23 protein-coding genes are annotated in these 18,637 nt (G+C 61.0%); 15 read left to right on the top strand and 8 right to left on the bottom strand.

Features of this window, described 5'->3' with window-relative positions; translation table 11 throughout:
• Position 1 precedes the first annotated feature (1 nt).
• The gene (locus tag IGW03_RS00630; protein ID WP_194721172.1) at positions 2-445 is read left to right on the top strand and encodes a DUF411 domain-containing protein; all 444 of its coding nucleotides are present in this window, start codon (positions 2-4) and stop codon (positions 443-445) included.
• A gap of 82 nt (positions 446-527) precedes the next feature.
• On the opposite strand, the gene IGW03_RS00635 is transcribed toward IGW03_RS00630, so the two are convergent.
• From IGW03_RS00635 to IGW03_RS00645, 3 genes are read right to left on the bottom strand one after another with little or no spacing between them, the layout of a single operon-like run.
• The gene (locus IGW03_RS00635) at positions 528-1,022 is read right to left on the bottom strand and encodes a copper chaperone PCu(A)C (protein WP_194720578.1); all 495 of its coding nucleotides are present in this window, start codon (positions 1,020-1,022) and stop codon (positions 528-530) included.
• 31 nt (positions 1,023-1,053) lie between these two features.
• Positions 1,054-1,524 (bottom strand): tRNA (uridine(34)/cytosine(34)/5-carboxymethylaminomethyluridine(34)-2'-O)-methyltransferase TrmL, encoded by a 471-nt coding sequence (trmL, locus tag IGW03_RS00640; protein WP_194720579.1) that lies wholly within the window; start codon positions 1,522-1,524, stop codon positions 1,054-1,056.
• Positions 1,525-1,545: 21 nt separating this feature from the next.
• Positions 1,546-2,289 (bottom strand): ComF family protein, encoded by a 744-nt coding sequence (locus tag IGW03_RS00645; RefSeq protein ID WP_194720580.1) that lies wholly within the window; start codon positions 2,287-2,289, stop codon positions 1,546-1,548.
• Between the two features lie 65 nt (positions 2,290-2,354).
• Between IGW03_RS00645 and IGW03_RS00650 the strand changes: the two genes are divergently transcribed.
• The 8 genes from IGW03_RS00650 (at position 2,355) to IGW03_RS00680 (ending at position 8,638) form a co-directional block, all read left to right on the top strand.
• Positions 2,355-3,296 carry a methyltransferase domain-containing protein gene (locus IGW03_RS00650; RefSeq protein WP_228534864.1) on the top strand — a complete coding sequence of 314 codons (942 nt, stop codon included), beginning with the start codon at positions 2,355-2,357 and terminating at the stop codon, positions 3,294-3,296.
• A gap of 233 nt (positions 3,297-3,529) precedes the next feature.
• On the top strand, positions 3,530-3,991 hold the full coding sequence (locus tag IGW03_RS00655) for a DUF2244 domain-containing protein (RefSeq protein ID WP_194720582.1): 462 nt from the start codon (positions 3,530-3,532) through the stop codon (positions 3,989-3,991).
• 15 nt (positions 3,992-4,006) lie between these two features.
• Positions 4,007-5,167, top strand: a complete 1,161-nt coding sequence (gene coxB, locus IGW03_RS00660; protein ID WP_194720583.1) for a cytochrome c oxidase subunit II — start codon at positions 4,007-4,009, stop codon at positions 5,165-5,167.
• Positions 5,168-5,188: 21 nt separating this feature from the next.
• The gene (gene ctaD, locus IGW03_RS00665) at positions 5,189-6,784 is read left to right on the top strand and encodes a cytochrome c oxidase subunit I (protein WP_194720584.1); all 1,596 of its coding nucleotides are present in this window, start codon (positions 5,189-5,191) and stop codon (positions 6,782-6,784) included.
• Positions 6,785-6,844: 60 nt separating this feature from the next.
• Entirely contained in the window at positions 6,845-6,952 is a 108-nt protein-coding gene (locus IGW03_RS37845; RefSeq protein WP_228534866.1) for a cytochrome oxidase small assembly protein, read from the top strand.
• 1 nt (position 6,953) lies between these two features.
• Positions 6,954-7,520, top strand: a complete 567-nt coding sequence (locus IGW03_RS00670) for a cytochrome c oxidase assembly protein (protein ID WP_228534868.1) — start codon at positions 6,954-6,956, stop codon at positions 7,518-7,520.
• 12 nt (positions 7,521-7,532) lie between these two features.
• On the top strand, positions 7,533-7,748 hold the full coding sequence (locus IGW03_RS00675) for a DUF2970 domain-containing protein (RefSeq protein WP_194720585.1): 216 nt from the start codon (positions 7,533-7,535) through the stop codon (positions 7,746-7,748).
• Positions 7,749-7,777: 29 nt separating this feature from the next.
• Positions 7,778-8,638: a cytochrome c oxidase subunit 3 gene (locus IGW03_RS00680; RefSeq protein WP_194720586.1), complete on the top strand. Its 861-nt coding sequence runs from the start codon at positions 7,778-7,780 to the stop codon at positions 8,636-8,638.
• Positions 8,639-8,735: 97 nt separating this feature from the next.
• Here the strand turns inward: IGW03_RS00680 and IGW03_RS00685 are convergent, their stop codons facing one another.
• Entirely contained in the window at positions 8,736-8,936 is a 201-nt protein-coding gene (locus tag IGW03_RS00685; RefSeq protein ID WP_194720587.1) for a twin transmembrane helix small protein, read from the bottom strand.
• 80 nt (positions 8,937-9,016) lie between these two features.
• Here IGW03_RS00685 and IGW03_RS00690 point away from each other — a divergent pair, with 80 nt between their 5' ends.
• From IGW03_RS00690 to IGW03_RS00710, 5 genes are read left to right on the top strand one after another with little or no spacing between them, the layout of a single operon-like run.
• A complete protein-coding gene (locus tag IGW03_RS00690) occupies positions 9,017-9,736 on the top strand; it encodes an SURF1 family protein (RefSeq protein WP_194720588.1) in 720 nt (239 codons plus the stop codon).
• Positions 9,717-10,307: an SCO family protein gene (locus IGW03_RS00695; RefSeq protein ID WP_194720589.1), complete on the top strand. Its 591-nt coding sequence runs from the start codon at positions 9,717-9,719 to the stop codon at positions 10,305-10,307. Before IGW03_RS00690 ends, IGW03_RS00695 begins: the two co-directional genes overlap by 20 nt.
• 8 nt (positions 10,308-10,315) lie before the next feature.
• On the top strand, positions 10,316-11,428 hold the full coding sequence (locus IGW03_RS00700) for a COX15/CtaA family protein (RefSeq protein WP_194720590.1): 1,113 nt from the start codon (positions 10,316-10,318) through the stop codon (positions 11,426-11,428).
• Positions 11,429-11,435: 7 nt separating this feature from the next.
• The gene (cyoE, locus tag IGW03_RS00705) at positions 11,436-12,320 is read left to right on the top strand and encodes a heme o synthase (RefSeq protein ID WP_194720591.1); all 885 of its coding nucleotides are present in this window, start codon (positions 11,436-11,438) and stop codon (positions 12,318-12,320) included.
• Positions 12,321-12,324: 4 nt separating this feature from the next.
• A complete protein-coding gene (locus tag IGW03_RS00710) occupies positions 12,325-12,954 on the top strand; it encodes an SCO family protein (RefSeq protein WP_194720592.1) in 630 nt (209 codons plus the stop codon).
• 145 nt (positions 12,955-13,099) lie between these two features.
• Here IGW03_RS00710 and rpoH read toward each other — a convergent pair whose 3' ends face one another.
• The 4 genes from rpoH to ftsY all read right to left on the bottom strand — a co-directional run bounded on the left by rpoH (position 13,100) and on the right by ftsY (position 17,101).
• Positions 13,100-13,999: an RNA polymerase sigma factor RpoH gene (gene rpoH, locus IGW03_RS00715; protein ID WP_194720593.1), complete on the bottom strand. Its 900-nt coding sequence runs from the start codon at positions 13,997-13,999 to the stop codon at positions 13,100-13,102.
• Between the two features lie 245 nt (positions 14,000-14,244).
• Positions 14,245-15,168, bottom strand: coding sequence for a cell division protein FtsX (locus IGW03_RS00720; protein ID WP_194720594.1), 924 nt, complete (start codon positions 15,166-15,168; stop codon positions 14,245-14,247).
• Complete coding sequence (locus IGW03_RS00725; RefSeq protein ID WP_194720595.1) at positions 15,165-15,887, bottom strand: cell division ATP-binding protein FtsE; 723 nt, start codon at positions 15,885-15,887, stop codon at positions 15,165-15,167. The genes IGW03_RS00720 and IGW03_RS00725 overlap by 4 nt, the downstream gene beginning before the upstream one ends.
• Positions 15,884-17,101 carry a signal recognition particle-docking protein FtsY gene (ftsY, locus tag IGW03_RS00730; protein WP_194720596.1) on the bottom strand — a complete coding sequence of 406 codons (1,218 nt, stop codon included), beginning with the start codon at positions 17,099-17,101 and terminating at the stop codon, positions 15,884-15,886. The genes IGW03_RS00725 and ftsY overlap by 4 nt, the downstream gene beginning before the upstream one ends.
• 151 nt (positions 17,102-17,252) lie before the next feature.
• Between ftsY and IGW03_RS00735 the strand changes: the two genes are divergently transcribed.
• A complete protein-coding gene (locus IGW03_RS00735; protein ID WP_194720597.1) occupies positions 17,253-18,629 on the top strand; it encodes a M16 family metallopeptidase in 1,377 nt (458 codons plus the stop codon).
• The last annotated feature ends 8 nt before the right edge of the window (positions 18,630-18,637 follow it).

An 18,637-nucleotide genomic window follows, 5' to 3' on the forward strand; every position in this document is an offset into this window, starting at 1 on the left:
GATGGAAAGAAGAACCCTGCTGAAGACGGCGCTCGCAGCACTGCTGGTCCCTGCCGCCGCCCGCGCCGCGGCGCCCGCCATCCAGGTATTCAAGACGCCGAGCTGCGGATGCTGCCATGCCTGGGTTGATCACCTCCGCGAAAACGGATTCACGGTGAAAGCGACCGATGTGGAGGACACGGCACCCTACCGCAGCAAGTACAAGGTGCCGAATGAACTGGCTTCCTGCCATACCGGCGTGGTCGCCGGTTATGCGCTGGAGGGACATGTGCCTGCGGCCGACATCAAGCGCCTGCTCGCGGAACGCCCTAAAGCCTACGGGCTGGCGGTGCCGCGCATGCCGATGGGCTCGCCCGGCATGGAAGGAGACCGCAAGGATCCTTTCGATGTCATCCTGATCAGGCAGGACGGCAAGCATGCCGTCTACCGCCACTACGGCGCCTGATACAAATCCCGGGGCATGTTACACCCTGGGATTTGTATAACGCGGAGCAAGCCGCGCAGCCCGGGCGGCGCGGCTGCAGACTTCAATGCTGGTGAAGCGCGGGAACGGGGGTGGCCTGCTGTCCCGGCTGCTTGCCCGCGTCTTCCACTAGGACCGACACCTCGGTCTTGCCCGCCTTTTCGAAGCTGAGCGTCAGCGGAATCTTTTCGCCCGCCTTCAAGGGCTGGTTCAGTCCCATCAGCATGATGTGATAGCCGTTGCCCGGCTTCATTTCCACCTTTGCGCCGGGCGGCAGGCCGATTTCGCCGACCTCACGCATCTTCATCACATTGCCTTCCATCGACATGGTGTGGATCTGCGCCGATTTCGCGACGGGAGATGTCACGCCGACGAGCCGGTCGCCCTGGCTTCCCTTGTTTTCAATGCTCAGATAGGCCGCTCCGCCGGGCTGATGCGCGACGGTCGGACGCGCATAGGGATGCCCAATCTGCAATTGCTTTACCGTGTATTCATGGGCATGCGAGACGCCGGCCAGCAGAACGGCGAACGTGAGGAATGAGAGGCGATGCAGGGTCATGAAAAATCCTGGTGATAAGAAATAAACAGGCTCAGCTTCCGCCGGCGAAGCCATTCTGCCGCCAGGCTTCGTAGACGACCACGGCGACCGTGTTGGACAGGTTGAGGCTGCGGTTATCGGGCCGCATCGGCAGCCGGATGCGCTGCGCAGGCGGGAAGGAATTGCGCAGCTCCGGCGCCAGCCCGCGCGTTTCGGAGCCGAACACGAAGACGTCGCCGGGGCGGAACTCTAGGTTCGCAAACGGCGCGGAGCCGTGCGTCGTCATCGCGAACATGCGCTGCGGATCGGGCGACTGCGCGGCGAGAAAGGCTTCCCAGCTCGCGTGCACTTTCATCGTCGCGTAATCATGATAGTCGAGGCCGGCGCGCCGCATCTTCGCATCGTCGAGCGGAAAACCGAGCGGCTCCACCAGATGCAGCTGCGCGCCGGTGTTGGCGCACAGGCGGATCACATTGCCGGTATTGGGCGGAATCTCGGGCTCAACCAGAACCACATGGAACAAAACGGCCTCCTTGCTTGTTGATCAATGTTGCGGCGTGCGGGCGAAGACGAAATTCGTGACCCGGGCGGCGCCGAAACGCTTGAGCGTCGCAGCGACCTCATTCAGCGTGTCGCCGGTGGTCATGATGTCATCGACGATGCCGACATGGCGGCCGCGAATCAGGTCTATCGATGGTGCAGCCACCGTAAAGGCACCGCGCACGTTTTTCTGCCGCTCGTCCGGGTGCAGCAGCGACTGGGCGCGGGTTTCGCGCTGCCGCAGCAGCAGTTGCCTGTGCAGCGGGATGCCGAGCATGCGCGACAAGGGCCGGGCAATTCCCAGCGCCTGGTTGAAGCCGCGGTCCGCGAGGCGGCCTACCCCCAGGGGCACTGTCGCAAGCAGTTCCGGTAATATCAGCCTGTCATGCCGCAGCATGGCGTCACGCATCACCGCCGCCATGACGGGGGCCAATGCCAGCTGCCCGCCGAACTTCAGACCGAGCGCCATGCGGTCATGCGGCGCCGCGTAATCGCAGGCAGCGACAGTCGCATCGAACGACGGCGGCTGCCGCAGGCATTGGCCGCAGCGTTCATGCGCGCCTGCCGGCGTGGGCAGCGTCATCGCGCAGCAGCGGCAGCGCGGCGTTGCAATCTCGAAAAAGCAAGTCTTGCAGGCGTCGCAAAGGCTGTCGCACGCCGATGCGCCGCACAGCGCGCAGGAAGACGGCAGCAATGCCGGCAGCCGGGCGAGGGCAGAGCGGGACCAGTGACGCAGGCTGGAGAACATGAAGCGGGCGAATGTTCAAACGTGTAAACTGGCCGCATTATCTCATCGCCCGACCGGATTTTTCCTTGGCTTCAGCACATTCTTCCGACAGTTCCGCATCCAGCGGTCCGATCGACCTGCGGACCGTCCGCCGTCTTTTTTCCGATCCGGCACGCATCAGGGAATCGGATTTCCTGCGCAGGGAGATTGCCCAGCGCATGCATGAACGCCTGTTGCTGATCAAGCTGCAGCCGAAAGACGTCCTGGATCTGGGCTGCGGCGAGGGGGCCGATCTGGCCGGGCTGCAGTCGCGCTATCCGCAATCGCGCATCATCGGCATCGATGCTTCTTCTGCTCTCCTTGATGAGGCGCGCAGGCATCGCGAGCAGGTGATGTCATCGATGCAGCGTCTCTTTTCCAGATGGCTGCCGGGGAAGGGAGGCGCCGGCGATGCGGTGCACATGATCTGCGGCGACTTCGCCCGCCTGGCGCTGCAGACCGGCTCGGCCGATCTCATCTGGTCCAACCTTGCGCTGCACTGGCATCCGCAGCCGGACCTCGTCTTTTCCGAATGGCGCCGCGTCCTGCGCATCGACGGCCTGCTCATGTTTTCCTGCTTCGGCCCGGATACCTTCCGCGAAGTCCGCGATGCCTTTGCCGAAGTCGACGATGCCGCGCATGCGTTCTCGTTCGTCGACATGCATGATTTCGGAGATATGCTGGTCAATGCCGGCTTTTCCACGCCGGTGATGGACATGGAAAAGATCACGGTGACCTACGATTCCGGCGCGAAGCTGCTGGCCGACGTGCGCGCCTGGGGCGGCAACCCGCTGCTGACGCGCCGCCGCGGCCTGCTCGGCCGCAGCGCGCACGCCAGGATGCTCGAGGTTCTGGAGGGCCGGCGCAACGCCGAGGGAAAAATACCGCTCACCTTCGAAGTGGTGTACGGCCATGCCTTCCGTCCCGCTCCACGCAAGACTTCGAGCGGAGAGGCAATCATCCGTTTCGATCCGCATCGCAAACCGTAAGTGCGCGCAAATGCGGCCGCGCGATCCGTATGCCGATCCAGGCGCGGCCGACTGTGATCAAAACATCAATGCGCCACAGCCGAATCCACCCGCAAAAGCGGCGCCGGGGCGGCCGTTGCGGCTGGTACGCGACAATTTTTTCCGCTTGATAAGCAGCTAAGTCTGGCCTTATACTTCCGTGGTTTTGCGTAGTGATTGTATCCCTTAGTCCGTAGCCGCAATCAGGATTTTTTATGGCGTCGCGCGAATGGATTTTGAGGCGCAATTGTTCGATCTCGCCGCGGCAGCTGGTCGCAGTTTATGTAGCGTTGTGCATGACTTCGCTGCTGATTGCGACGGTGTTTGCGCTGCGCGGCGCCTGGTACATCCTCGGCTTTGCCATATTGGAAATGTTGGCGGTGGGAACTGCCTTTTTCCTGTATGCTCGCCATGCCAATGACCGGGAACGGATTGAACTGGCAGACGACTGCCTCCTCGTTGAACTGATTCAAGTGGAGCGCATTCGGCAATTCAGGCTGGATCCGCGCAGTACGCGCGTTGCATCGCCCGAATCGCGACATGCGCTGATTTCGCTGGAGACGCGGGATTGCAAGGTGGAAGTCGGCCGGTTTTTGACGGAATGGAGAAGACGGGAGCTCGCCCGGGAATTGCGAAGCGAGCTGGCGTCAAGAAAAATTACAGGATTCCAATTTTAGGTTTTTGAGGAAAATATGAAACTTGCGAAGCGCCTCCAAACACTGATGCTCGGTGCGTCGCTCCTGATGGCCGGTATGCCAGCATGGGCGGTGGTGGATAGTCAGGGCGGCCCTGCCGTGCGTCAGTTGAATTTCCAGCAGCCGGTCACCAAGATCGCTGAAGAAATCTACTCGCTGCATAACCTGATGCTGGTTATCTGCCTGGCGATTTTCATCGGCGTCTTCGGCGTCATGTTTTATTCCATCCTCAAGCATCGCAAGTCTCTCGGCCACAAGCCCGCCACTTTCCACGAAAGCACCGCAGTCGAAATCGCCTGGACCGTCGTTCCTTTCCTGATCGTCATCGGCATGGCATTGCCTGCAACGAAAACCGTGGTGGCAATGAAAGACACTTCCAACGCCGACATCACCATCAAGGCGACCGGCATGCAGTGGAAGTGGGGTTACGATTACCTCAAGGGCGAAGGCGAAGGCATCTCCTTCCTGTCCGCCCTGTCGACGCCGCGCGAGCAGGTCGTCGATCCCACCAAGGTCAAGAACGACAACTACCTGATCGAAGTCGACAATCCCGTCGTCGTTCCGGTCAACAAGAAAATCCGCATCGTCACCACCGCCAACGACGTCATCCACGGCTGGACCATCCCGGCCTTCGGCGTCAAGCAGGATGCGATCCCCGGCTTCGTCCGCGATACCTGGTTCCGTGCGGAAAAGACCGGCGTCTACCGCGGCCAGTGTGTGGAGCTGTGCGGCAAGGAACACGCCTTCATGCCCATCGTCGTCAACGTGGTGAGCGAGGAGGAGTACAAGAAGTGGGTCGACGGCAAGAAGAAGGAAATGGCTGCACAGGCTGATGATCCGAACAAGACTTATACCGTCGACGAGCTGAAGCAGCGCGGCGAAAAGGTGTACGCAGCCAATTGCGTGGCCTGCCATCAGGCCAATGGCAAGGGCGTACCGGGCGCATTCCCCGGGCTTGACGCTTCCGCTGTCGTCACCGGTCCCAAGGGGCCGCAGATCGGCATCCTGCTGAACGGCAAGGGAGCGATGCCGCCTTGGAAGGGCGTATTGAACGACACCGATATTGCTGCCGTGATCACCTATACACGCAACTCCTGGTCCAACAAGGCACAGGAAAATATTGTTCAACCGGCTGAAGTGCTGGCTGCGCGCAAGTAATAAGAGAATTAGGAGATTGAGATGAGCACCACCGTAGTCGATCACGCCCACGATCACTCTCACGACCACGCGCATGACCATCCGCACGGCTGGCAGCGCTGGTTGTTCGCAACCAATCACAAGGACATCGGTTCGCTGTACCTGTGGTTCTCCTTCATCATGCTGCTGTCCGGTGGCGTACTCGCCCTGGGCATCCGCGCCGAGCTGTTCCAGCCCGGCCTGCAGCTGGTTCAGCCGGAGTTCTTCAACCAGCTGACCACCATGCACGGCCTGATCATGGTGTTCGGCGCGATCATGCCGGCCTTCGTCGGCTTCGCCAACTGGATGATCCCGCTGCAGATCGGCGCATCCGACATGGCGTTCGCCCGCATGAACAACTTCTCGTTCTGGCTGCTGCCGCCGGCGGCGATCCTGCTGGCCGCGTCCTTCCTCGTGCCCGGCGGCGCGACGGCTGCCGGCTGGACGCTGTATGCGCCGCTGTCGACCCAGATGGGCATCGGCATGGACATGGGCATCTTCGCGATGCACATCATGGGCGCATCGTCGATCATGGGTTCCATCAACATCATCGTCACCATCCTCAACATGCGCGCTCCCGGCATGACATTGATGAAGATGCCGATGTTCTGCTGGACCTGGCTGATCACCGCCTACCTGCTGATCGCCGTGATGCCGGTTCTCGCCGGCGCGATCACCATGACGCTGACCGACCGCCACTTCGGCACCTCGTTCTTCAACGCTGCCGGCGGCGGTGACCCGGTCATGTACCAGCACATCTTCTGGTTCTTCGGCCATCCCGAGGTCTACATCATGATTCTGCCGGCGTTCGGCATCGTGTCGCAGATCATCCCGGCCTTCGCCCGCAAGCAGCTGTTCGGCTACGCATCGATGGTCTATGCAACCGCATCGATCGCGATCCTGTCGTTCATCGTCTGGGCACACCACATGTTCACCACCGGCATGCCCGTGACCGCGCAGCTGTTCTTCATGTACGCGACCATGCTGATCTCGGTGCCCACCGGCGTGAAGGTGTTCAACTGGATCGCCACCATGTGGAAGGGCTCGATGACCTTCGAGACCCCGATGCTGTTCGCCGTCGGCTTCATCTTCGTGTTCACGATGGGCGGCTTTACCGGCCTGATCCTCGCGGTTACGCCGATCGACATCCAGATGCAGGATACCTATTACGTGGTGGCGCACTTCCACTACGTGCTGGTGGCCGGCTCGCTGTTCGCGCTGTTCGCAGGCTTCTACTACTGGGGTCCGAAGTGGACAGGCTTCATGTACAACGAAGGCCGCGGCAAGTTCCACTTCTGGGGCTCGATCATCACCTTCAACATTACCTTCTTCCCGATGCACTTCCTGGGTCTGGCAGGCATGCCGCGCCGCTATGCCGACTACCCGGCGCAGTTCACCGACTTCAACATGATCGCTTCGATCGGCGCATTCGGTTTCGGCCTGATGCAGGTGTACTTCCTGTTCGCCGTGGTGATCCCGTCGATCAAGGGCGGCAAGCCGGCGGAAGCCAAGCCCTGGGATGGTGCGGAAGGCCTTGAGTGGACCGTGCCGAGCCCGGCGCCGTTCCACACCTTCGAAGTGCCGCCAACCGTCAAGTAACATAAGGCCGAGGGGCAGGGCTCAACACCTGCCCCGATGCACATTGGCACGCATGCACCTATGCCGGATTCAAAAAAACCCAATAACCTGAAAACCGCGCTGATTATTGCCTCGATCGCGGCAGCATTCTTCATCGGCTTTTTCATCAAGCGCATCTGGTTTGCCTGATATGGAACAACAACCGAACATGAACGGGCAGCACAGCAAACTGAACAAGCAGATGCTTGGCAAGCTGCTCGTGGTGGCGGTAATGATGTTCGGATTCGGCTATGCGCTGGTGCCGATCTACAAGAAGATCTGCGAGATCACCGGCATCAACCTGCTGACGCCGAAGGACTCGATGGTCGGCGACATCAAGAATACGCAGGTCGACAAGACCCGCACGATCACGATTGAATTCGATGCCAACGTGCAAGGGCCGTGGCGGTTCCGGCCGACGGTGACCAGCATGCAGGTGCATCCGGGTGAAATGGCGCAGGTTGTGTATGAGGTCGTCAACACCCAGTCGCGCAACATCGACGCACAGGCGATTCCGAGCTATGCGCCGCAGCAGGCATCCAGCCATTTCAAGAAGATGGAGTGCTTCTGTTTCAAGCAGCAGACGCTGGGGCCGAACGAGGCAAAACAGATGCCGGTCGTGTTTTATGTCGATCCGGCCTTGCCAAAGGATGTAAAGACGATAACCTTGTCATATACATTCTTTGAAATCGGCGGACCTGGCAAGAAGTCCAGCTGAGGACACGCCGCCATGGATGACATGAACAAACCGGCGCAGCGCAAGGCATCGTTCGGTGCGACGGTCAAGGCAGTGCTGTGGTCCTTCTTCGGCGTCAGGAAAAGAAGCGACTACGAGAAGGATGCGCAGCAGTTGAATCCGGTGCATGTCATCATTGCCGGAATCATTGCAGCAATCATATTCGTTGCGACGCTCCTGCTCATCGTGAAGAGCGTCGTGGCAAAGTAACTACTTAAAATTTGTATTGGGAGATGGAAATGAGTTCTCAGCACGCTGGCAAGGCACCGTACTATTTCGTGCCCGGTCCGTCCAAGTGGCCGGTTCTGGCAGGGTCGTCCCTGCTTCTGACGATGGCAGGCGCCTCGGCATGGGTGAACGGCTACAACTGGGGTCCGATCGCCAATATCATCGGCATCATTGCAACGGTGATCGTGCTGTTCAAGTGGTTCGGCGAAGCCTTTTCGGAATCGGAAAGCGGTCTCTACAGCTCCCGCATCGACGTCTCTTTCCGCTGGAGCATGAGCTGGTTCATTTTCTCCGAAGTCATGTTCTTCGCCGGCTTCTTCGGCGCCCTGTTCTATGCGCGCAGCGTCACGATGCCCTGGCTGGCCGACATCGACCACAAGCTGCTCTGGCCGGATTTCTCCGCGCAGTGGGGCAATACGCCGGCAGGAACGATCGATCCGTTCACCAAGATGGGTCCGTTCCCGATCCCGACCATCAATACCGCGCTGCTGCTGGCTTCCGGCGTAACCCTGACCATTTCCCACCACGCCCTGCGTGCAGGCGAGCGTGGCAAGACGGCGTTCTGGCTGCTGGCCACCATCATCCTCGGCGCCATCTTCATGGGCTTCCAGGTCTATGAGTACATGCATGCCTACAGCGACCTGAACCTGAAGCTCACTTCCGGCATCTACGGTTCGACCTTCTTCATGCTGACAGGCTTCCACGGCTTTCACGTGACGCTGGGCGCCATCATGCTGGCTGTCGTGCTGTACCGCGTCATGAAGGGCCACTTCACTCCGGAAAACCATTTCGGTTTCGAAGGCGCCGCATGGTACTGGCACTTCGTCGACGTCGTCTGGCTCGGCCTCTACGTCGTCGTGTACTGGCTGTAAGGATTCATAGCAGAAAAAAAGCCGCACTACGGTGCGGCTTTTTTTCTGCGTGACCTGCACAGTGATGGACTGCTTGCCTGCCGGGCTGTTTAGGGGCTCAGCGAATGCCGGTCGGCTGTATCCAGCCCTGGCTGTGTGCAATCAGGATCAGGATGAACAGCGTGATGGAAAAGCCGACCCGAAACGCCAGCGCCTTCACGGTACGATTGCTCTTGCCCTTGTCTTTCATCAGGAAGAGCAGTGCGGAACCGAGGCTGGCCAGAATGAGCAGGAAGGCAATGGCGACGAGGATTTTCATCAAGGTGTGCAGGATAGGATGACCGAAGCTGCGGAGTCTGGAAGCAGGCTTCTCTTCGGTCCGGTTAAAAAGACATTGTAATGCCATTGACCTTCCGTTTTCGCTGGATCCCTTTCCTTGCCGCCGTGACAGTCGCGGTGATCGGTTTCATGCTTGGCAACTGGCAAACCCGCCGGGCTCATGAGAAGGAAGCCATCGAGGCCAAACTTCAGGAGCGCTCCCATTCGGCGGTCCTTGCTCTGGACGGCGCGCCGAAAAACGCCGGCGAAATGGAATACCGCCGCGTCAGCGCCAAGGGAAGCTTCGTTGGCAACTGGACCATTTACCTGGAAAACCGGCCCTACCAGGGATCTCCGGGTTTTTATGTCCTCTCGCCGTTGAAAATCGACGGGTCCGACATGCATATCCTGGTAGTGCGGGGATGGGTCAAGAGAGACGCGACAGACCGCGCCAAATTGCCGCCCATCGCGACACCGACGGGTCTGGTCGAGATCATCGGGACGGCGCGTGCCAATACCGGTCATGTACTCCAGCTGGGCACGGCAGAACCCTTGAAACCCGGTGCGATCGTGCAGAATGCCGAGATCGCCGACATTGGCCGCGCGGCCGGCATTGCACTGCAGCCGTTTGTCGTCGAGCAGACGTCGGATGCGGCCGACGGACTGGTCCGGGACTGGCCGCGCCCCTCATCCGGTGCGGACAAGCACCGCGGCTATGCCTTCCAGTGGTATGCGCTGGCAGCCACCGCCCTTTTATTTTTTGTCGTCACAGGATTTCGACGTGGAAAAAAGTCAACGTAAAAATACCGGCCGCTGGAAGCTGTTCGCGGTGCTGGCTGTGTGCGCCTCGCCGCTCATCGCTTCCTACCTGACCTACTACGTGATCAAGCCCGAGGGCCGGACCAATTACGGCGCCCTGATCGATCCTCGCGCCTATCCGATGCCGCAGCTCAACACCGCCGCGCTCGACGGCGCGCCGGCCAATCTCCAGCAGTTCAAGGGCAAGTGGATCATGATGATTGCGGACGGCGGCGAGTGCCAAGAAGCGTGTCGCAAGCGCCTGCATGACATGCGGCAGCTGCGGCTCGCCCAGGGCAAGGACATGGACCGCATCGAGCGCGTCTGGCTGATCACCGACAAGCAGCCGCTCGACACCGTGCTGATGCGCGAATACGACGGCACCCACATGCTGCGCTCCGACGCGCAGGCGGTGAAGTCCTGGCTGCCGAGCGATCAGGCATCCGCCTACACCGATCACATCTACATGATCGACCCCCTGGGCAATCTGATGATGCGCTTTCCGAAGGATGCTGATCCGAACAAGATCAAGAAGGATCTTGCCAAGCTGCTCAAGGCTTCCAGAATAGGTTAGGCGGGCACATGCTGATTCAACTTGGCTTGATGGGTCTGCTTGCGGCGCTGCTGCCGCTGTCCATCGTCTGGGTATCCGGCGATGCCAACAAATACCGCAAACTGGTCTGGGTCACGGTTTTCCTGACCTTCGACCTGATCATGTTCGGCGCCTTCACCCGCCTGACCGATTCGGGACTGGGCTGCCCCGACTGGCCGGGCTGCTACGGCCATGCCAATCCGCTGCAGGCGCACGAGCATATCAGCGCCGCCGAAGCCGCCATGCCGACCGGCCCCGTGACTGTCGCCAAGGCCTGGATCGAAATGATCCACCGCTACCTCGCCATGGCGGTCGGCGTGCTGATCATTTCCATCATGGCGATCGCCTGGCGCGGATGGATCAAGTCGCGCCGCTCCAATCCGCGCTTTTCGCCCTGGCTGCCGACCTTCCTGTTCGGCTTCGTCTGCCTGCAGGGCGCCTTCGGCGCCTGGACGGTGACCTTGAAATTGCAGCCGGTCATCGTCACCATCCACTTGCTGCTGGGCCTTTCCCTGCTCATGCTGCTGGTGTGGCTCGGGGAGCGCGAAAATGCACATCCCGCCGTGACATCTGGCGCTGCCCGACTGAAGCTTCCGGCGACGCTGGCGCTCATGTTGCTGTTCGTCCAGATTGCACTCGGCGGCTGGGTCAGCACCAACTATGCCGCGCTGGCCTGCCTCGACTTTCCGCTGTGCCATGGCAAGGTGTTGCCCGACATGGATTTCGACAATGGATTCACGCTCTGGCGCCATCTGGGCAAGACTGCCGAGGGTGATTACCTGCCGTTCCCGGCGCTGACGGCGATCCACTGGGTGCATCGCAACTTCGCCTTCGTGGTGATTGCCGCCGTCGCCTGGGCCGGACATAAAGCCTTGCGCATCAAGGGGTTCGAGAGGCTTGGGAAATGGCTGCTGATGGCTGTGGCATTCCAATTCCTGACAGGAATGTCAACGATTTTCCTGAAGTGGCCGCTGGCGTTGGCCGTGGTGCACAATGGCGGCGCGGCCGTCCTTGTGCTTGTGCTGACCATGTTAAACTATCGGGCTCGCATACCTGAGCAGGCCGCTGCGAGCCGCAGCGCAACGCAACTTTCGGCCGCATGACACTCAAGTGACTACCCTGACCGTACAACCCAACCGCCTGGCCCAGTATTGGGCTTTGACCAAGCCGCGCGTTACGCAGCTCGCCGTCTTCTGCGCGGTCATCGGAATGTTTCTGGCCGTGCCTGGCCTGCCGGACTGGCGCATTGTCGTTGCCGCCACGATCGGCATCTGGCTGCTGGCCGGCGCAGCCTTCGCGGTGAACTGCCTGGTCGAGCGCGAAATCGATTCACGCATGGCGCGCACCGCGCGGCGACCGATGGCACGCGGCGAAATCACGGTAGGGCAGACGCTGGTGTTTTCCGGCGTGATCGGCGGCGCCGGCATGTGGATTCTTTTCAATTTTGTCAATCCCCTGACGATGTGGCTGACCTTCGCCACCTTCGTCGGCTACGCAGTGATCTATACCATGCTGCTCAAGCCGGCGACGCCGCAGAACATCGTGATCGGCGGCCTGTCCGGCGCCATGCCGCCCGCACTGGGATGGGCAGCCGTCGCCAACGACGTGCCGATGCAGGCATGGATACTCGTCCTGATCATTTTCGTCTGGACGCCGCCGCATTTCTGGGCGCTGGCCCTGTATCGCCGTGACGATTACGCAAAGTCCGGCCTGCCGATGCTGCCGGTAACCCACGGCCTGAAATTCACCCAGTTCCATATCTGGCTGTACACGATCGCGCTGGTGGCGACCACCATGCTGCCGTTCGCGGTGCAGATGAGCGGCTTGATCTACCTTGCGAGCGCCGTTGTGCTCGGCGCCATCTTCCTGTGGTATGCGTGGCAGATCTATCGCCACTACACCGACCTGATCGCCCGCAAGACCTTCGCCTATTCGATCATCTACCTGTCGCTTCTGTTCGTCGCGCTGCTGGTCGATCATTACCTGAAATTCTGACATCATGCGATCCCGATTCCCGCGCCGTGCCGCTGCGCTCATCCTCGCCGGAGCCGGCCTCCTGCTCTCCGCCTGCGACAAGCAGAGCGAAGGCGGCCAGATGCTGCTGTCCCCGGCGCAGTCCAGCTTCAAGAATACCGATGTGACCGGGCTGGATTACGCCAAGGATTTCTCGCTGCCCGACTTCAACGGCAAGACGCGCACGCTGGCCGATTTCAGGGGGAAGGCAGTCGTCGTCTTCTTCGGCTATACCCAGTGTCCCGATGTCTGTCCGACCACCATGGCGGAAATGGCCAACGTGATGCAGCAGCTCGGACCGCAGGCCGACAAGGTTCAGGTCATCTTCATTACGGTGGACCCGGAGCGCGATACGCCCGAGCTGCTTTCCAAGTACGTGCCCGCCTTCGACAAGCGCTTCATCGGTCTGGTCGGCGACAAGGCCGCCACGGAAAAAGTCGCCAAGGATTTCAAGGTCTTCTACCAGAAGGTGCCGGGCAAGGAGCCAGGCAGCTATACGGTGGACCACACCGCCGGCAGCTATGTGTTCGATCCGCAGGGCCGCATCAGGCTCTTCATCCGCCACGGCCAGGGTACCGAACCGATCGTGCACGACCTGAAGCAGCTGCTGTCATGAGAGTTGGTCGTGCCGTTGCCGCTGCAAGGGCATGACGAGGCCGCGGCGATGCCACGAAGGTAATGAACGCAAGCAGCAAACAGCATCGTTAAACAAAAAAGGCGCTCCGAGGAGCGCCTTTTTCATGGCTGCATCGAGATCCGCTTCAGGCGTATGCCGCGAGCGTACCCTTCATCTTCTTCAGTGCCGCGCTTTCGATCTGGCGGATGCGCTCGGCCGATACGCCGAATTCGTCAGCCAGCTCATGCAGCGTCGCGCCAGAACCGTCGTCGTTCGCAAGCCAGCGCGCTTCCACGATGCGGCGGGAACGCGGATCCAGCTTGCCCAATGCCGTTTCCAGGCCTTCCGTTTGCAGGCGGTCGTACTGCTGGGCTTCCAGCGCGCGGGTAGGCTCATTCGCGTCGGTCGACAGATAGGCGATCGGCGCAAACTTGTCATCTTCGTCATCGCTGGGCGCATCCAGAGCGATGTCATGGCCCGACATGCGGGTTTCCATTTCAATCACTTCCTCGCGCTTCACGTTCAACGACTTGGCCAGATCATCGACCTGTGCCGGCGTCATCGCGTCCAGCCCCTCTTTGTGGCTGCGCAGGTTGAAGAACAGCTTGCGCTGCGCCTTCGTCGTTGCCACCTTGACCAGCCGCCAGTTCTTCAGAATGTACTCATGCATTTCCGCCTTGATCCAGTGCATCGCATAGGAAACAAGACGCACGCCCTGGTCCGGGTCGAAACGCTTGACGGCCTTCATCAGGCCGATATTGCCTTCCTGGATCAGGTCGGCATGCGGCAGGCCGTAGCCCAGATAGCCGCGTGCGATCGACACCACCAGACGCAGGTGCGACAGCACGAGCTTTTGCGCGGCTCCGAGGTTGTTTTCCTCTCGAAACTGGCGCGCATAGCGTGTTTCTTCCTCAGGCGTGAGCATGGGAATGCGGTTGACTGCAGAGATGTAAGCCTCGATGTTGCCAAGGTTTCCCGAAAAGCCCAACGCCAGCGCGTTGTTATGGCTTACCGGAACCAGTGCAGACTGTGCAGATGCTTTCATCGTTTCTCCTTCCTTGAAGCGGTGTCCGCCCAAAGGTGAACGGCCCGCTGTTCGAACAACATATTAGCACTCCCAAATGAAGAGTGCTAATCGTGGTTCTCAACAACCCTCATAGGACCGTTCTATTGCAGAAATGGAATAATCCGTCAGGGAGACTTTAGGCCACAGCGCGGCTTGGAAGTTGCGAGGTATCAAACAAAAAAGCAGCCAAACGCAAAAAAGATGCCAAAGCCATGAAGACCCGCTCAGGGAAGCCGGGCAAGGTGGCGGCGCACGCAAAGAAGGGCGCCGGCAAGCCCCAGTCCGGCGCTCAGTGCAAGCAGACCGATCTGCGTCCCTGCATCAAGCGGAACGAGACGGAATTCCGAGGCATATAGTCTTGCGAATTCCGTAATGGCGTTGTTCAGCGGGTTGAGCGCCAGTGCGACCGTGCCCAAGGCGAATGCGCCGGCCAGCACGCCGAGCAGCGCCCCCGAGTAATAGAACGGGCGGCAGATGAAGCCATTGGTGGCGCCGAACATGCGGGCAACGGCAATTTCTTCACGCTGCGTCATCACTTGCAGGCGGATGGTGTTGAATACGACGGCAATCACCACCACCCCCAGCGTGACGGCAAGAAACAGCAATGCCAGGCGCAGCACATGCATCAGCGCCGCCAGGCGCTTCACCCAAGCGGAATCGATCTGCACGTACTCGACGCCGGGAAGCGCCTTGAGCTTGGAAGCAAGCATTTCCACGCGCGCCGCATCGCCGGCATTCTGCACGCCCGACAGCTTCAGCACGTAGGCATCGGGCAGCGGGTTTTCGCCCAGCGCCGTGATCGTATCGGAGAGACCGGTCTTGTCCTTGAGCAGCACCAGGGCCTTTTCCTTCGGAATGAATTCCAGCCTGCCCGTGCTCTCGGAAGCCAGAACGACATTGCGGATCTGGCCGGCCAGTGCTGACGAGCGCTCGCGCGGTGTGTCCATCGACATGAAGATGCTGATTTCCGGCTCCACCGCCAGCTGCTCGGATACCGGCCGGATGTTTTCCAGTACCGTCAATCCGGCAAAGGGCAGGGCGAGGGCAATCGCCACCACCAGTACATTGAGGATGAAGCTGCCGGCCGAAGACACGACATGGCGGACGGCGTCGCCCAGGGCGGCGGCATGCTGCGCGATCCAGCTCATGGCATGGCTCCCGGCGCCGGGCTGGCCGCCTGTCCGGACACGACGCGTCCCTTTTCAAGGCGGATCACGCGCCTCGCACCCTGCAGGATGGATTCGTCGTGGGTGGCAATCACGCAGGTGACGCCGGCCTCGTGGAAAGCCCTGAGCGCATCCATGACCTTGTCCGCGGTGCCGCGGTCGAGGTTGGCGGTCGGTTCGTCGGCAAGAATGATCTGCGGACGGTTGACGATGGCGCGGGCGATCGCTACCCGCTGCTGCTCGCCGCCCGAGAGGGCAAGAGGTTCAGAGGCTGCCTTGTCTTCCAGTCCGACCCTGGAGAGGGCGGCGCGCGCACGCTTGTCGGCATCGGGCCGGCTGGCTCCGGTAACCAGCAGCGGCAGCATGACATTCGCAAGCACGCTGCGGTCGTTGAGCAGGTTGGCCGGCTGGAACATCAGCCCAAGCTTGCGGCGCAGATAGGGAATGCCGGAGGTGCCCAGCCGGCCGATGTCCTGGCCGTTGACCGACACCGTACCCGAGCTGGGGCGCTCCATGGCCGCAATCATCTTCAGCAGGGTGGACTTGCCGGCGCCGGACGGCCCGGCAAGATAAACCAGTTCCCCCGCCTCGATGGAAAGGCTGACGTCGGACAGCGCGGCGCTGGCACCGCTGTTGTTACTGCGGCCGCTGCCGCTGCCGCTGCTGCCGTATTGCTTGGATACCTGGCGAAAATCGATCATGTCAGCAGCGCGTCGACAAACTCTTCCGCATTGAAGGGCTGCAGGTCCTCGATCTTTTCTCCGACGCCGATGAAATACACGGGCACCGGGCGCGTCTTCGCGATGGCGGCCAGGATACCGCCCTTGGCCGTGCCGTCGAGCTTGGTGACCACCAGTCCGGTCAGGCCGAGCGCATCATCGAAAGCCTTGACCTGCGCCAGCGCGTTCTGGCCGGTATTGCCGTCAATCACAAGAAGTACTTCATGCGGCGCCGATTCCATGCCCTTGCCGATGACACGGCGCACCTTTTTCAATTCCTCCATCAGGTGCAGCTGGGTCGGCAGGCGGCCGGCGGTATCGATCATCACGACCTTGGTGCCGCGGGCGCGCGCCGACTGCACGGCATCGAAGGCCACCGCAGCCGGGTCGCCGGATTCCTGCGCGATCACCGACACATTGTTGCGCTGTCCCCAGACGGCGAGCTGCTCGCGCGCCGCTGCCCGGAAGGTGTCCCCCGCCGCCAGCAGCACCGACTGGCCGTGCGACTGCAGGTGCATGGCCAGCTTGCCGATGGTGGTGGTCTTGCCGGCGCCGTTGACGCCGGCGATCATCATGACCAGCGGCTGGTGGCGGCCGAGCACCAGCGGCTTTTGCAGCGGCGCCAGCAGCTCGATGAGCAGGGTACGCAGCGCGGCCTTGACCTGCGCGGCATCGGTCAGCTTCTCGTTCTTAACCTTTTTCTTCAGCGTATCGAGGATGTACTGGGTCGCTTCGACGCCGGCGTCGGATACCAGCAGGGCGGATTCGAGCTCCTCGTACAGGTCGTCGTCGATCCTGGCGCCGACGAACAGCGTGGTCAAGCTGGTCGAGGTTTTCGACAGGCCGGCCTTCAGGCGCCGCATCCACGACTGCTTTTCCTCGGGTGCCGCGGCGGGCGCCGGAACAACCTCGCCTTCTTCCTCTTCGAGGGAGGCTTCGGCCGCAGCCGCTGCCGGAACCGGATCGGCGGCTGGCGCCGGCGTGGCCGTCACGGCGGGCGCGGACGGTTCAATTGCCGCGGCGTCGCGCTTGAACAGGCCGAACCACGATTTTTGCTCCGCAGGGGCGGCATCCGGCACAGGAGCCTCGGCAGCGGTGCTGTCCGACGACGCGGTCTGCTCCTTTGCCTCGTCCTGGGGCACTGCTTCCTGAGGCGCAGGATTGTCTTTCGATTTTTTCTTGAAGAAACTAAACATCGGCACAGGGAAGGAAAGGCGGCCGGCATGCGGACAGCCGCGTCGCCGAAAGAAGATACAATCGGAACCACTTCTCATGCACGACGTCGCAATTGCAACAGAATGCGTGTCGCTGCATCAAACAATTCCGTATTTTATCAGAGCACACAATATGAAATTTCGGATCGCCTCAATGCTGGCGGCGCTGGCTCTCTGCTGCTTACAGGGTCCTGCCGCCGCCGAGACCAGGGTTGCGCAGGAATTCATGCTCGACAACGGCATGAAAGTCATCGTCAAGGAAGACCACCGGGCTCCCACGGTGGCCCACATGATCTGGTACAAGACCGGATCGATGGATGAGCAGAACGGCACCACCGGCCTGGCGCATGCCCTCGAGCACATGATGTTCAAGGGCACCAGGACGCTCAAGCCGGGCGAGTTCAGCCAGCGCGTGGCGGCGCTGGGCGGCCGCGAAAATGCCTTCACCAGCAAGGACTACACCGCGTATTTCCAGCAGATCGAGAAATCCAAGCTGGAAAACGTGATGACGCTGGAAGCCGACCGCATGGCCAACCTGGTGTTCGACAAGGATGAATTTGCGAAGGAAATCCGGGTGGTCATGGAAGAGCGCCGCTGGCGCACCGACGACCAGCCCATCCCGAAAGTTTATGAGACGCTGAATGCGACGGCATTCACGGCGCATCCCTACCATCATCCCATCGTCGGCTGGATGGCCGATCTGCAGAGCATGACCGTCCAGGATGCCAAGAACTGGTACGACCGCTGGTACGCACCGAACAATGCGGTCATGGTCGTGACCGGCGACGTCGATGCAAAGCAGGTGCTGGCGCTGGCGAAAAAGCATTTCGGCAAGATCCCGCGCAAGGCGGTGCCGACCACCCGGCCGCAGGAAGAGCCGGAGCAGAAGGGCATGCGCCGGGTCGTCGTCAAGGCGCCGGCGGAAAACCCTTATGTCGTGCTGGCGTTCAAGGTGCCGACGCTGCGCGATGTGGAGAAGGACGATGAGTCGCATGCGCTCGACGTGCTGGCCGCAATTCTCGACGGCTACGACAACGCCCGCCTGAACGCCAAGCTGGTGCGCACCGACAAGGTGGCCAATTCGGTCGGGGCAGGCTACTCCAACATTGCGCGCGGCCCGGTCACCTTCCTTCTCGACGGCACGCCGGCCAACGGCACCACGACGGAGCAATTGGAAAAGCTGCTGCGCGCCGAAGTCGATCGCATCGCCAAGGAAGGCATTTCAGAAGAGGAATTGAAGCGCGTGAAGGCGCAGCTGGTCGCCGGCCAGATCTACAAGCGCGATTCCATCTTCGGCCAGGCGATGGAAATCGGCGTGATGGAAATGAGCGGCCTGTCCCACAAAAACATCGACCGCGTCATCGAGAAGCTCAGGGCGGTCACCGCGGAACAGGTGCAGGCCGTTGCCCAGAAGTACTTCGGCGACGATGCGCTGACGGTCGCCACGCTGGTGCCCCTGCCGCTGTCCGAGAAAAAAGCCGCTCCGCCGCCGAAAGGCTTGCGTCACTGATACTGGAA

This window comes from Noviherbaspirillum malthae (assembly GCF_015352985.1).
Taxonomy (GTDB): domain Bacteria; phylum Pseudomonadota; class Gammaproteobacteria; order Burkholderiales; family Burkholderiaceae_D; genus Noviherbaspirillum; species Noviherbaspirillum malthae.